The 12910-nt window shown below is 34.4% G+C and carries 14 protein-coding genes; 4 read left to right on the top strand and 10 right to left on the bottom strand.

Annotated elements, in window-relative coordinates:
* Nucleotides 1–4: 4 nt before the first annotated feature.
* From folD to AC1EU5_RS13255, 5 genes are all read right to left on the bottom strand, one after another.
* Complete coding sequence (folD, locus tag AC1EU5_RS13275) at nt 5–880, bottom strand: bifunctional methylenetetrahydrofolate dehydrogenase/methenyltetrahydrofolate cyclohydrolase FolD (protein ID WP_480192887.1); 876 nt, start codon at nt 878–880, stop codon at nt 5–7.
* Between the two features lie 171 nt (nt 881–1051).
* Entirely contained in the window at nt 1052–2380 is a 1329-nt protein-coding gene (gene ffh, locus AC1EU5_RS13270) for a signal recognition particle protein (protein ID WP_480192886.1), read from the bottom strand.
* A gap of 54 nt (nt 2381–2434) precedes the next feature.
* Nucleotides 2435–3046: an SGNH/GDSL hydrolase family protein gene (locus AC1EU5_RS13265; protein ID WP_480192885.1), complete on the bottom strand. Its 612-nt coding sequence runs from the start codon at nt 3044–3046 to the stop codon at nt 2435–2437.
* Between the two features lie 46 nt (nt 3047–3092).
* Nucleotides 3093–4004 carry a hypothetical protein gene (locus AC1EU5_RS13260; RefSeq protein WP_480192884.1) on the bottom strand — a complete coding sequence of 304 codons (912 nt, stop codon included), beginning with the start codon at nt 4002–4004 and terminating at the stop codon, nt 3093–3095.
* A gap of 134 nt (nt 4005–4138) precedes the next feature.
* On the bottom strand, nt 4139–5353 hold the full coding sequence (locus tag AC1EU5_RS13255; RefSeq protein WP_480192883.1) for a DUF418 domain-containing protein: 1215 nt from the start codon (nt 5351–5353) through the stop codon (nt 4139–4141).
* Between the two features lie 113 nt (nt 5354–5466).
* Here AC1EU5_RS13255 and AC1EU5_RS13250 point away from each other — a divergent pair, with 113 nt between their 5' ends.
* Complete coding sequence (locus tag AC1EU5_RS13250; protein ID WP_480192882.1) at nt 5467–6282, top strand: methyltransferase domain-containing protein; 816 nt, start codon at nt 5467–5469, stop codon at nt 6280–6282.
* 89 nt (nt 6283–6371) lie between these two features.
* On the opposite strand, the gene AC1EU5_RS13245 is transcribed toward AC1EU5_RS13250, so the two are convergent.
* The 5 genes from AC1EU5_RS13245 to AC1EU5_RS13225 all read right to left on the bottom strand — a co-directional run bounded on the left by AC1EU5_RS13245 (nt 6372) and on the right by AC1EU5_RS13225 (nt 9467).
* Nucleotides 6372–6896 carry a DinB family protein gene (locus tag AC1EU5_RS13245; protein ID WP_480192881.1) on the bottom strand — a complete coding sequence of 175 codons (525 nt, stop codon included), beginning with the start codon at nt 6894–6896 and terminating at the stop codon, nt 6372–6374.
* 51 nt (nt 6897–6947) lie between these two features.
* On the bottom strand, nt 6948–7463 hold the full coding sequence (locus AC1EU5_RS13240; protein ID WP_480192880.1) for a DinB family protein: 516 nt from the start codon (nt 7461–7463) through the stop codon (nt 6948–6950).
* A 9-nt stretch (nt 7464–7472) separates the two neighbouring features.
* Entirely contained in the window at nt 7473–8027 is a 555-nt protein-coding gene (locus tag AC1EU5_RS13235) for a DUF1572 family protein (protein ID WP_480192879.1), read from the bottom strand.
* 66 nt (nt 8028–8093) lie between these two features.
* Nucleotides 8094–8597, bottom strand: coding sequence for a peptide-methionine (R)-S-oxide reductase MsrB (gene msrB / locus AC1EU5_RS13230; RefSeq protein WP_480192878.1), 504 nt, complete (start codon nt 8595–8597; stop codon nt 8094–8096).
* Between the two features lie 3 nt (nt 8598–8600).
* On the bottom strand, nt 8601–9467 hold the full coding sequence (locus AC1EU5_RS13225) for an alpha/beta fold hydrolase (RefSeq protein ID WP_480192877.1): 867 nt from the start codon (nt 9465–9467) through the stop codon (nt 8601–8603).
* A gap of 59 nt (nt 9468–9526) precedes the next feature.
* Between AC1EU5_RS13225 and AC1EU5_RS13220 the strand changes: the two genes are divergently transcribed.
* The 3 genes from AC1EU5_RS13220 (at nt 9527) to lhgO (ending at nt 12903) form a co-directional block, all read left to right on the top strand.
* The gene (locus tag AC1EU5_RS13220) at nt 9527–10345 is read left to right on the top strand and encodes a M48 family metallopeptidase (RefSeq protein ID WP_480192876.1); all 819 of its coding nucleotides are present in this window, start codon (nt 9527–9529) and stop codon (nt 10343–10345) included.
* A gap of 70 nt (nt 10346–10415) precedes the next feature.
* Nucleotides 10416–11714 (top strand): MFS transporter, encoded by a 1299-nt coding sequence (locus tag AC1EU5_RS13215; RefSeq protein WP_480192875.1) that lies wholly within the window; start codon nt 10416–10418, stop codon nt 11712–11714.
* The gene (lhgO, locus tag AC1EU5_RS13210) at nt 11704–12903 is read left to right on the top strand and encodes an L-2-hydroxyglutarate oxidase (RefSeq protein ID WP_480192874.1); all 1200 of its coding nucleotides are present in this window, start codon (nt 11704–11706) and stop codon (nt 12901–12903) included. Before AC1EU5_RS13215 ends, lhgO begins: the two co-directional genes overlap by 11 nt.
* The last annotated feature ends 7 nt before the right edge of the window (nt 12904–12910 follow it).

The raw sequence follows: 12910 nt of genomic DNA, 5'->3' as shown, positions 1-12910 counted from the left end.
CAGTTTAACTCCTTCTTTTACAGGCCAACAAAGTATTTTTTAATAACATGGCAATGGTCATAGGACCTACACCACCAGGTACAGGTGTAATATAACTTGACTTTTCACTTACGCTTTTAAAATCTACATCACCCACCAAACGAAATCCGTTTTTCTTTGAAGGGTCCGCAACTCTGGTAATACCAACATCTATAATAACAACATCTTCTTTAACCATGTCTGCTTTTAAGAACTCTGGTATTCCTAATGCGGCAATAATAATATCGGCTTTTTTGGTAAATTCATTTAAATCTTTAGTTCTACTATGAGTGATGGTTACCGTGGCATTGCCTACTTTTCTCTTTTGAGACAGTAAAATACTCATAGGGCTACCAACAATATGACTTCTGCCAATAACTACAACATTTTTACCTGAAGTTTCTACGTTATATCGGTCTAGCAGTTCTAAAATGCCAAATGGCGTGGCAGAAATAAATGTAGGTAAATTCAGTGCCATTTTACCAACATTGGCGGGGTGGAACCCATCTACATCTTTATCAGGATTCACAGCCATAATGACTTTCTGCTCGTCTATATGTTTTGGTAATGGCAATTGAACAATAAAGCCATCTATATCATTATCAATGTTTAAAATGGCAATTTCATTTAGTAATTCTTCCTCTGTTGTTTCTTCAGGTAATCTAACTAAGGTGGATTCAAAACCAACACGTTCACAAGCTTTTACTTTGGCATTTACATAAGTGAGACTAGCTCCATCACTACCAACAATGACAGCTGCCAAATGCGGTACTTTTAAATCTCGTTCTTTCATGTCAGCAACTTCTAAAGCAATCTCTTCTTTAATGTCTGCGGCTGTTTTTTTTCCGTCTAGTAGTATCATAGTAGTTTATGTCTTCAACTTGAAGTTCGAGTAAGAGTTTTATAATTTCTGTCATTCCTGTGAAAGCAGGAATCCATAGCATTTACATTCTATCTGGATTCTGCATCAAGTGCGGAATGACAAGTAAAAGTTAACCAATTCGCAATTCAGCACTCTTAACTAATAACTGGTTTACCTCATTCCCTTCATCATTTGCATCATACGTTTTCCACCACCGCCTTGCATCATTTTCATCATTTTGCTCATTTGATCGAATTGTTTCATGAGTTGATTTACCTCTTGTACTGAAGTACCTGAGCCTTTGGCAATACGCTTTTTCCTGCTTGAGTTTATAATATCAGGTTTACTTCTCTCAGAAGGCGTCATAGAATGAATAATAGCTTCTATGCCTTTAAAAGCATCATCATCTATATCAATATCTTTCATAGCCTTTCCAACGCCGGGTATCATTCCCACAAGGTCTTTCATATTTCCCATTTTTTTGATCTGCTGGATCTGCTTTAGGAAATCATCAAAACCAAATTGATTCTTAGCAATTTTCTTTTGAATCTTACGTGCCTCTTGCTCATCAAATTGTTCTTGCGCACGCTCAACCAAAGAAACCACATCACCCATACCTAAAATACGATCGGCCATACGATCTGGATGGAACACATCAATAGCTTCCATTTTTTCACCAGTACCAATGAATTTGATGGGTTTATCTACTACAGATTTAATAGATAAAGCGGCACCACCGCGTGTATCACCATCTAATTTTGTAAGAACTACGCCTTCAAAATTTAAGATATCATTAAAAGCTTTGGCAGTATTCACCGCATCTTGACCTGTCATAGAATCTACCACGAACAAGGTTTCTTGAGGGTTTACAGCCTTGTGGATGTTTGATATCTCGGTCATCATCTCTTCATCAACTGCCAAGCGACCGGCAGTATCTATAATGACTACATTTTTACCATTAGATTTGGCATGTAGAATGGCATTTTGAGAAATCTCAACAGGGTTTTGATTCCCTTCTTCAGCATATACTTCTACACCAATTTGTTCACCAACCACTTTTAACTGATTGATTGCTGCTGGACGATAGACGTCACACCCAACCAATAAAACTTGTTTTGTCTTTTTATTTTTTAGATAGTTCGCTAACTTTCCTGAGAAAGTGGTTTTACCTGAACCTTGCAGACCAGACATTAAAATAACAGTTGGCGAACCGCCCAGGTTAATGCCAACGGTTTCACCACCCATCAATTCGGTCAATTCATCTTTTACGATCTTAACGAGTAACTGCCCCGGGTTTAAAGTGGTTAATACATTTTGACCTAATGCCTTTTCTTTTACACGATTGGTAAAATCTTTGGCTATTTTATAGTTAACATCAGCATCTAAAAGAGCTCGGCGTACTTCTTTTAGTGTCTCTGCAACATTTATTTCGGTAATTTTTCCATGCCCTTTTAAGACATGAAAGGCTTTATCTAGCTTATCACTTAAATTATTAAACATAATCCTGCGTCATTTTTTGTAAGTGGCAAAGATAGGTATTTGAAAGAAGAAATCTTAATCAGAAAAGAGTGTTTTTACAATGATTTCAGCAGCTATTTGGCTGCCTTTAAAGGAAGGATGGAATCCATCTGCACCATAGTACGAAAAGTCTTCTGTACTATCAAAATGTGCTTTCCAAACTTTGCCTACAGGGCAGAGAATGGCATTATTTTTTGCGGCAGCATCTGTATGATTTTTTATAACGCCATCAAATGTATGGTAATAGTGTCTAGATGGCCATACCATAAAATAGACCAGTTTTGTGTTGTTTTGATCACAAAGCTTTTTAAGCTTTTCACCATATTCTAATAGACTATTTCTACCATAAGCCTGTGAAGACGGCCCTTGCTGAATAATCACATAGTCATAGTTACCTTTATTAATTAACTTTTGAACCTTTCCATCATTCCAATGATCTTCTAATCCATAATTAGGAAAAGCAATTATCTTTGTATTAACTATGATTCCTTTTCTTTTAGCTTTTTTTTGAACCAGTTTTGGTAAATCATTGGTATAGGTTAGGCTATTACCAATAAAAAGTATAGTACTTTTTGAATCAACTTGAGAGAATCCCAAATATGAGAATAAAATTAGTAGTTCAAAAATAATCACTTTTGAGTACATCATAAGGAATAGTTTATTGGTATGCGTATTGAAAACTAGAAATGCTGTCTTACCAGTTGCTAATTGTTTCTGTTAAGAATGGATGCACTTCATTGGAAATTTTTTTTCTAAATTCTTCTTCTGACATCTTTTCTTTCCAGCTCTCATCATATTTGATGATAAAATCGTTAAGAGGTTTTAATATTTCACTACCTAATGAGTCAATCAAAACCTGAGCTACTTTTGTGAACTTCATTTGATAATGTCCATAATTCTGAGGGTTCATATCATAATAATGAGAATTAAAATCAGAGAGACTGGTGTATTTTAAATCAGGAGGAGGATTTTCTAAGCTAAATTTTACCAAACCTAAAATGTATTTTAATTCACTTGGTTTTTTGAACTTAAAGTAAGCATATAACCCCATATTTGCATGAATTTCTTCGAGCCACCTACTCATTGAATACTTCTCTATATTTTTAGGGTCTTGAAAATTATGTGTTAGTTCATGAATTGAAAGTTTATCAAAAAAAAGACTCATGTCAAATTCTTCTTGATTATTAGTGTAAGTGGCAATTAAACCACTTGTCATTTCTTTTGGAAGTAGTCTAATCATTTCTTCATAACCTAAAGCCATATCGTTTTGTCCCGAGCCAACAATTAGATTTCCTCTATAGTATTCAGGCATATCTACAACGGGTGAGTAGGCATTTCTTTCCCAGTCTTCGTTGGCTATTACCAATAAACAAAAATCCTTTTTTTGTCCCATAATTTTCGAAAGAAACTGATATGCATCAGCAACCAATGCAGCTTGCTTTTTTGCTTGATTCTTCTCTCCATTACTGTACAAAGTAAGGAATGGATGATTTGCATCAAGTTTAGATAGTCCTTGATGTTTAGATTTATCAATCTCAATTTTCTTTTCGGAAGAATTGCATGAGAGTAAGATTATTACCACCAACAAATGATATATCTGTTTCATATAAATAATTTACCTAGGTCCATCATTTCAGCGAATATGATCTTCTTTTATAAACCTTATTTCATTGTAAATGAATAATTTAAATTTATGTTAGCTAAGTTCGAAGAAAACTCGTTAAGAAACAAACCAAATTATTACTCGAGTACAGTTTTCTTAAACGGAAATACTTTAAAATAGGTCAGGCTCCGCCATAGCCATTCTAAAGGGCCATATTTAAATCGCTCTAGCCACCAATTACTAAAGAACATTTGTAATATTATAATAACTATACCTATTAAAAAGGTATATATGTTTCTTAACTCGCCTAAATAGCCCATTCCCCAACCATAGAGTATAGCAGTGCCCAGTACCGTTTGAAACACATAGTTGGTTAGTGCCATTCTTCCATAAGGTGCAAACTTTTGCAAAAAGCGTTCACCTTTTATTTTCATATAAATGAGTAGAAACCCAAGAATTAAAATAAAGGTCATAAACAGGTTTGAAAGATCGTAGGCCGTCAAGGCAAACATAGTTGTCCAGCTATCAAAGTTAGGACCTCCTCCTTGATTACCTTGAGAAAACAGGAACCCCATTAAAACGCTAAAAACAATGAACAACCCAATAGACCAGTATAAGCCTTTCAATAATTTTTTTCTATTTTCTCTAAAGCTCTCAAAAAACTTCAATTTACCCGCATATAATCCCAATAAAAAGAAAGCAAATGTTAAATAACCTCTACCAAAAACGCCTAATTGAAAATCGAACTTCATCAAATGACCTTCAGTTGCGTTTGTGGCAAATACTTCCATTAAACTTCCATTTTTAATGGTATTGAAATAGTTTAAAATAATAGGGTTTTCAGGATTAAATTCTACACCAGAAAATAGTGATTCATTACCTGCAAAAGCAAAAACAAGAAAACGCCCCAGACCTAAAAATAAGATACCAGTCAGTGCTAGAATCCATTTTGGCTTCATCCTATAAAAAGGGATTAATACTATTCCTAGTAACGCATAAATAGTCAAAATATCACCTCTATAAAATAAGTGATGTACATACCCAATCCCCAATAATAATATCAATCGCCATAAGAAACGACCTTCAAAACGTGTACCTTTTTGGGCACCTTTATCCATTTGAATAAAGAAACTCAATCCAAAAAGAAATGAAAATAAGGCAAAGAACTTACCCCGTATGAATAAGAACAGAAAACCTTCAACAATACTATCTAAAATGCCTTGGTTTGTTGCAGCCATGACATCGGCAGGTGGCAAGCTTCCAATATAGTTTTCTACCATATGAACAATGACTATTCCTGCTAAGGAAAAACCACGAAGTGCATCTACAGATTGGATTCTATTTTTTGACATAATTGATGAGTTAGTTGATAGTAAGACGATTAAAGCTTCTGAAAGTTAACAATTGAGACTATAAAAATGTAATGTTCTGTAAATTTTATAATTTAGTTAACATAATTGAGTCTATGTCAGAACAAGAATTAAATGCCTATATTTTGGGTACAGAAACCAAAGAATTACATCGTTTAGGCTTACAACATCAGGTATGGTCAGGCGAAGCCATTAAAGGTTGGGAATTAGCAGGTTTTACTGCAGGACAAACCTTGTTAGATTTGGGTTGTGGTCCGGGTTTTTGTACTACAGAACTAGCCTATATGGCAGGAGAACAAGGCAAAGTAATTGCTGTAGACAAATCAGCTTATTATATTGATTTTCTTGATAGCGTTAAAGATCTATATGCTTTAAATATAGAAACGCAGTGTTGTGATTTTGATCATATGCAATTAGAAGATAATAGCTTAGATGGTGTTTATACCCGATGGGCATTGGCATGGGTTCCGAATCCTAAAGAAATTTTGTCAAAAATTCATAAAGCCTTAAAGATAGGAGGAGTAATGGTAACTCAAGAATATTTTGACTGGTCTACCTTACAAACGGAACCTCATATTCCTGCATTAGCAAAAGGAATAGCTGCCGCTTTACAAAGTTTGCGAGATCAAAATGACATTGATGTAGGTAGAAAATTACCTAAATATTTTGAAGAATGTGGTTATGAAGTGATTCATACGAGACCTTTAACAAAAATGGCTACACCTAATCAATTTATTTGGAACTGGCCCAAGAGCTTTTTTCATATTTATTTTCCGAAATTGGTTGAAACGGGCTATTTAACTCAAAAAGAAGTTGAGAATGCCTTAATTGCTTTTGGTGAGCTTGAAAAAAAGCCTGGAGCTACTATTTTTACTCCCGCCATGCGAGAAGTGATAGCAAGGAAAAAATAATGGCGTCACTGCGAGTTTTATTTTTAGTAAAACGTGGCAGTCTGTTTTAAAAGATTGCTTCAGTCATTTTATTCCATCGCAATGACCTCCTAATAATCCTTTTGCAAAGTATTAGTGTGATGTTCTACATGATGCGCAGTCCACATAATAATTTCTCTAATAGGCATTTTACCCATCAGAGGATGTGGTAATATTAACTCATCAAGATCTTTATCTTTTATTTTGCGAGTTTTATATTGTAACTTTTTATTCTCTGTTTTTAATCTATTTAAAATATAGTTCTTATCATTTACCTTAGGAGTCTTTAGTTTCTCATTAAAAACCTTTGCTCTATCCAAGTTTTCAGAAAGTCTCTCCTCATATCTATTAGCTACCACTTCATAAGACCTGACTTCCCTATTATTTTTTCCATATCTATATCGCAGTAAGAATCGTGGCATACTTAAAGCATCATTAAGAGGTTTTATACTCTTCAACAAATGCAATGCATGTTGCCCTGTGGTCCACCTGTCTTCAGGTCCCTTTCCCCATTGATCATCAGGCTGTATTTCTAACCATTCAAAAAGCGCTTGATGCTTTTCTTCTAATACATCGGCAATAGCTTCTCTATCCATAAATCAAATAATTTGGATTTTAAAGATATAAAAAACAGGAAATTATCATAATTACTTATAAGATTCTAGAATTTCATAGATACTAGCCATATGATGATCATCATGCTCAGCAGTAAAAAATGCCATGTCTACAATCTTCATAGGTGCTTTCAAACGAGGGTGTGTGGCTACAAAATTTTGCGTTTCATCATCAAGATCTTGCAATGATTCAATAAATTCTTTTCTTTTTATTCCAAACTCTGAAACAAGCTCATCAATAGACCTTTTATTATGATTTGCATCATAGATTTTTTTATTGCTCATATCCGCCGCCCTCAATACAGGTTTTCTATAGATGAAATCTAAAATTCTACCAGAATGCAGTTCTTCAAGATCAATTAAGTGACCTATATGTTCTTTGATGCTCCATTTATCATCTGGTTGATTACTTAATTGTTCATCAGTTAAATTAGATGCTATAGTTCGTAACCGAATAGTCACTCCGTCTAATCGGGTTATAATGTTTGGTAACCATCCTGAAGGGATGTCTAAATTAAATTTTCTATCTACCCATTTTGCGCGTTCCATAGATATGAATTAAAGCTCATCTGTAAAATGACCTCTATGCTTTTCTTTACTAAATTTATCCTTGTTATAAGCTTTCGATTGACCTTTTGGTACCGATAAACTTTTCCAATCTTCACCTTTTATCATTCTTCCAACATAAACCAGTTGCCCAACGTGATAGGAGTAGTGACACAGTTGCCTGTTAATGGCTTCTAATACCGTATGACCAATATTTCGTATATAAATAATACGCTCTAAGTCATTTGCTTCTAATGGATTAATAATCTCAAAAAGACAATTCCAACCTTTTTCCCAAGCCTTTAGCATTTCTGCTTTTGACGTATAAGGACCTTCAAATTCTGTGTCTCTATGGCGCCATTCTTTTTCACCGTCTTCGGTATAAAAGTTCGTCCAGCGAGATAGCATATTACCAACAATATGCTTTACAGTAATTGCAATATTATTACTGTCTTCATTGTATTGCCAATAAATTTGCTGATCTTCTAATTGTTCAAATGTTTTATCTCCTAAACTTTTGTAGTAGTTAAATTGTTTCTGAATGCTTTGTATATAATTTGTATTCATGTCATAAAAAAAATAGAGTCCCCAGTAGTACTGAGAACTCTAAATTTAGACAAAATAATCCAAAAATTACTTTGACTTCACAAACTTTATAGAACTGGTATTCACGCAATAGCGTTTACCTGTAGTCTCCTTTGGCCCATCATCAAAAATGTGCCCTAAATGACCTTCACAACGAGCACAAGTAATCTCTGTACGGATCATTCCATGACTATAATCTGGTGTGAAAATAATGGTACCATCAATAGCATCATCAAAAGAAGGCCATCCACAATGTGATTCATATTTGCTGCCAGATTCAAATAACTGAAGATCACAAGCACGACATAAATAAGTGCCCTTTTCAAAATGTTTGGTATAGCCCTCATTTCCAGGTCTATCTGTTCCTTTTTGACGTAGTACGTAGTATTCTTGGGGAGAAAGCTGTGCTTTCCACTCTTCTTCAGTCTTCACTATTTTTTCTACTTTTTTTGTCATTTCTTTTTTGGTAGTTCCTTTTGATTTTTTTTCTTGAGCATTAGATGTGCAACCAATAAACAAGCACATCAAACTAATAAAAAACAAGTGCCTCATATTTTATGTTTTGATAAATTCAATAATTCGTTGAATAACTTTAGCGTCTCGTAAAATTTTTCGATGTCCTAAACCATTTGTAATTAGTAAAAGGCCATTCTTCAAATTTTGACGTAATCTAAAGGCACTACTTACATCAACATCTTTATCATGAGTATCATGAAGCACTAAGGTTGGCGCGTCAATTTTTTTGGCAACTGTATATGGTGATAATGACTCCACATCACTTTTAAAAGCAATACCAATTTGTTTTTTTGCTCTTGTTGCTACTTTCTGTTTTAATCGGATTCTTTTAGTGAACTCATCAATAATAGTACCTATGGAACCTTCAATACCAATAGTAACTATTTTTTTAAACATAGGTTTTTCTGCTTGCACATTTAAAATGGTAATTCCTCCAAAAGAATGACCTATTCCCACATCAAAAGGGCCGAAGGTTTCATTAATATGTTTTAACGTTTTTATGCATTCAGGCAAATCTGTTTGCTTTCCTTCTGACTGACCATGGGCTGGTGCGTCATATGCAATCACCATCATGCCATTTTCTAATAGTTTATCTGCTATTTCATATAACTGAGTACCGCGACCTGCCCAACCATGTGCCAATAAAATTTTTGTTTGTGAATAGCCATATTCATAAACCGTTACTTCTTTATCAATACTTGGCACTTTTAAAGTATGATTTTTAGCACTTTTACGCATCATCAATTCGCGTTCAGGTGTTTTAAATTTTGGTGGAGTGGTAAAAAGCTTAAATGTATATTTTGCTGCCATACCTGTAGATAAAAACTGTAAGAATTTACCTGTATTTATGATAGATGCTGGAATGCTAAAATTGTTGCTGTTGTTAGGTTGTTCTTTAGGATTCATGAATACGAATTTATGCAAAATTTGTATATTTACCCTTCAACCAAAAAACGAATAGTCAAATGAAAAAAAGTATTTCTTTAATTGTAGTATTTCTTTTTCTGGTAAGCTGTAGCACAGTACCAATAACGGGAAGGAAACAATTTAGTTTGGTAAGTGATGCACAGTTGCTTCCTATGGCATTTCAACAGTACCAAGGTTTTTTAGAACAAAATAAACTTTCACCTGATGCATCAAAAACAAATGAACTCAAAACAGTAGGGAAGCGCATTTCAGGAGCTGTAGATAGATATATGCGCGCTAATGGAATGGCTGATAAAGCAAATGCATATAGATGGGAATTTAATTTAATTGATGATAATACAGTCAATGCCTGGGCGATGCCTGGAGGTAAAGTAGTATTCTATACAGGTATTTTACCTATCGCCAAAAACACTGATGGTATAGCTGCTATCATGGGTCATGAAGTAGCGCATGCGTTTGCACGTCATGGAGCTGAACGAATGTCAACAGGTATGTTAGCACAAGCTGGTGGTTTAGCTGTTGCTCTAGCCACTGGGGGTAAGAATCCTCAACAACAGCAGCTTTGGATGACAGCCTATGGTATAGGTTCTCAATTAGGGCAATTAAAGTTTAGTAGAACACATGAGACAGAAGCTGACAAATTAGGTGTGGTCTTTATGATCATGGCTGGGTATGACCCGGCAGAATCTGTAAATGTATGGGTGCGCATGAGTCAAAGAGCAGGAGCAGGGCAAGCGCCGCCTGAAATTTTAAGTACGCACCCTTCTAATCAAACACGTATTAAAGCGTTAACAGAATGGATACCTCAGGCAAAAGTAATTGCCAAAAGATTGAATGCTCAAACAATGACCAATTAGCATTCAGATCATAATAAATTAGTACATTGTGAGCCGTTCATTTGAACGGCTCATTTATTTTATATGAATTATGCTAAAAAAAGGAGATAAAAAATTAATTAATGCCTGGGCATTTTATGATTGGGCAAATTCGGTATATTCCTTAGTTATTTCAACAGCAGTCTTTCCAATTTACTATGCTTCAATAACCACAGGAGAAACGGTTTCTTTTTTAGGAATGCAATGGAAGCATCCTGATGCATTATTTAGTTATTCTATTTCATTTTCAATGTTAGTGGTAGCGTTTATTTCTCCTGTGCTATCAGGTATAGCTGATTACACAGGTAATAAACTGAATTTTTTGAAAGCTTTTTGTTTGATAGGCTCTTTAGCTGTAATGAGCTTGTTTTTCTTTGATGGTGTTGATACGGTATGGGTGGCCATTGTATTTTCAATAATAGCGAGTATAGGATTTTGGGGAAGTATTGTATTTTACAATGCATATTTACCTGAAGTTGCGTATCCTGAACAGCAGGATAAAGCGAGTGCTAAAGGATTTATGTATGGTTATATAGGTTCTATTTTATTATTATTATTAAACCTTGTAATGATTCAAAAACCGGAATTGTTTGGTTTTGAAAATGCTGCAATGCCCACACGAATAACATTTGTATTGGTTGGTTTATGGTGGTTAGGTTTTGCACAAATTACATATAAAAGATTACCAAATAATGTATTCAAAAGAAAGCCGGAAAAAGATTATATAAAGAAAGGTTTCAAAGAGTTGAAGAAAGTGTATGATGAGGTAAAAAAATACCCTCAGTTAAAGATTTTTTTGATTTCTTTTTTCTTGTTTAGTGTAGGGGTACAAACCATCATTTATATGGCAGGTATTTTTGGTAGCAAAGAACTAGGTTTGCCTACTGCTCATTTGATAGCAGCTATTTTGCTAGTTCAGATAGTAGCTATTCTTGGAGCATTTATTTTCTCAAGATTGACTTCCAGCATTGGAAATATAGCCGCTTTAAAAATTACTATTGCCATTTGGGGATTAGTTTGCTTTGTTGCTTTTATGCTTAATAAGGAGAGTGAAAGTATAGCCTTTCAATTTTATGCATTGGCTGGTTTGATAGGTTTGGTGATGGGGGCTATTCAATCGCTATCAAGGTCTACGTATTCTAAATTACTTCCTGAAACGCATGATCACGCTACATATTTTAGCTTTTATGATGTTACAGAAAAAATAGCCATTGTATTGGGTACTTTTGTTTTTGGGGCATTAATAGCCTTGACGGGATCTATGCAATGGAGTGTTTTATTCTTAGCTATTTTCTTTTTAGCATCCTTCATTATATTGAGTTTTGTGAAGAAAACAAAATATGTTAGCTAAACATTATGACTTCACTATTGTTGGTGGTGGCATTATTGGATTAGCTACTGCTTATAAACTGCAACTAAAACACCCGAAGAGATCTATTGTTGTTCTTGAAAAAGAAGATAAGATTGGTATGCACCAAACGGGCCGTAATTCAGGGGTTATACATTCAGGTATTTATTATACACCAGGTTCTTATAAAGCAAAAAATTGTAAAAATGGTAGGGATCAGCTAGTTGCTTTTGCTAAAGAAAATAATGTTGATTATGAAGTTTGCGGTAAAGTAATTGTAGCTGTTAATGAAGAAGAAAATCTTTTACTAGATGATATTTATCGAAAAGGAATAAAGAATGAAATAGAAGGCATTACTTTTCTTGATTCTGAACAGATTAAAGAAAAAGAACCTTACATCAAAGGTGTTAAGGCTATTTGGGTACCTACAGCTGGTATTATAAATTATGTGCAGGTATGTGAGCGATTGGCAGAGAATATCACTAAAACAAATAATACAAGTTCAGTCATTACCAACTGCAAATTTTTGAATTCCAATGTGCATGCAAAGGGAAATATTATCTATACTTCTTTAGGTGAATTTTCGAGTGGCAGGATTATTTTTTGTGGAGGTTTACAAGCTGATAAACTAGCTGAAAATCATCATAAAAAAATTGATATGAAAATAGTTGGTTTTAGAGGCGATTACTATGAATTGAAAGAGCATGCAAAGCATAAGGTTAAATCACTAGTATACCCTGTACCTGATCCTAACTTTCCATTTTTAGGTGTACATTTTACTAAAATGACAGATGGTAGGATAGAGTGCGGACCCAATGCAGTTTTCACTTTTAAGCGAGAAGGCTATGGCCTTACTAGTTTTAGTGTTAGAGATACTTTTGATGCTTTGAGTTATAAAGGTATCTGGAAGTTATTCTTTAGACACTGGAGAAAAGGTATTGATGAATATAAACGAGCTTTCAGCAAAATTTTATTTGTAAAAGAACTTCAGAAAATGATGCCGTCATTAACCTCTGATGATGTCGTTAGAGCCCGTTCTGGAGTAAGAGCTCAGGCATTAGATATACATGGTAATTTAGTAGATGATTTTAAGATCAAAAATATTGATGGTAATATTCACGTAATAAATGCACCATCACCTGCAGCTACCTCATGTCTGGCAATTGCTGATGAAGTAGTAAGTAGAATTTAGCAGAGCA

The organism is Maritimimonas sp. 2405UD52-3 (assembly GCF_056591715.1).
The sequence above is the reverse complement of the archived record's forward strand: the minus strand, read 5'-3'. Positions and strand labels throughout refer to the sequence as shown.

What these genes read in the sequence shown, in the direction of transcription:
- AC1EU5_RS13220 (WP_480192876.1), top strand. Translation starts at nt 9,527, where the DNA reads ATGAAAAAAAGTATTTCTTTAATTGTAGTATTTCTTTTTCTGGTAAGC.
- AC1EU5_RS13235 (WP_480192879.1), bottom strand. Translation starts at nt 8,027, where the DNA reads ATGAATACAAATTATATACAAAGCATTCAGAAACAATTTAACTACTAC.
- AC1EU5_RS13260 (WP_480192884.1), bottom strand. Translation starts at nt 4,004, where the DNA reads ATGAAACAGATATATCATTTGTTGGTGGTAATAATCTTACTCTCATGC.
- lhgO (WP_480192874.1), top strand. Translation starts at nt 11,704, where the DNA reads ATGTTAGCTAAACATTATGACTTCACTATTGTTGGTGGTGGCATTATT.
- msrB (WP_480192878.1), bottom strand. Translation starts at nt 8,597, where the DNA reads ATGAGGCACTTGTTTTTTATTAGTTTGATGTGCTTGTTTATTGGTTGC.
- AC1EU5_RS13225 (WP_480192877.1), bottom strand. Translation starts at nt 9,467, where the DNA reads ATGAATCCTAAAGAACAACCTAACAACAGCAACAATTTTAGCATTCCA.
- AC1EU5_RS13250 (WP_480192882.1), top strand. Translation starts at nt 5,467, where the DNA reads ATGTCAGAACAAGAATTAAATGCCTATATTTTGGGTACAGAAACCAAA.
- AC1EU5_RS13265 (WP_480192885.1), bottom strand. Translation starts at nt 3,046, where the DNA reads ATGATGTACTCAAAAGTGATTATTTTTGAACTACTAATTTTATTCTCA.
- AC1EU5_RS13240 (WP_480192880.1), bottom strand. Translation starts at nt 7,463, where the DNA reads ATGGAACGCGCAAAATGGGTAGATAGAAAATTTAATTTAGACATCCCT.
- AC1EU5_RS13215 (WP_480192875.1), top strand. Translation starts at nt 10,416, where the DNA reads ATGCTAAAAAAAGGAGATAAAAAATTAATTAATGCCTGGGCATTTTAT.
- folD (WP_480192887.1), bottom strand. Translation starts at nt 880, where the DNA reads ATGATACTACTAGACGGAAAAAAAACAGCCGCAGACATTAAAGAAGAG.
- ffh (WP_480192886.1), bottom strand. Translation starts at nt 2,380, where the DNA reads ATGTTTAATAATTTAAGTGATAAGCTAGATAAAGCCTTTCATGTCTTA.
- AC1EU5_RS13255 (WP_480192883.1), bottom strand. Translation starts at nt 5,353, where the DNA reads ATGTCAAAAAATAGAATCCAATCTGTAGATGCACTTCGTGGTTTTTCC.
- AC1EU5_RS13245 (WP_480192881.1), bottom strand. Translation starts at nt 6,896, where the DNA reads ATGGATAGAGAAGCTATTGCCGATGTATTAGAAGAAAAGCATCAAGCG.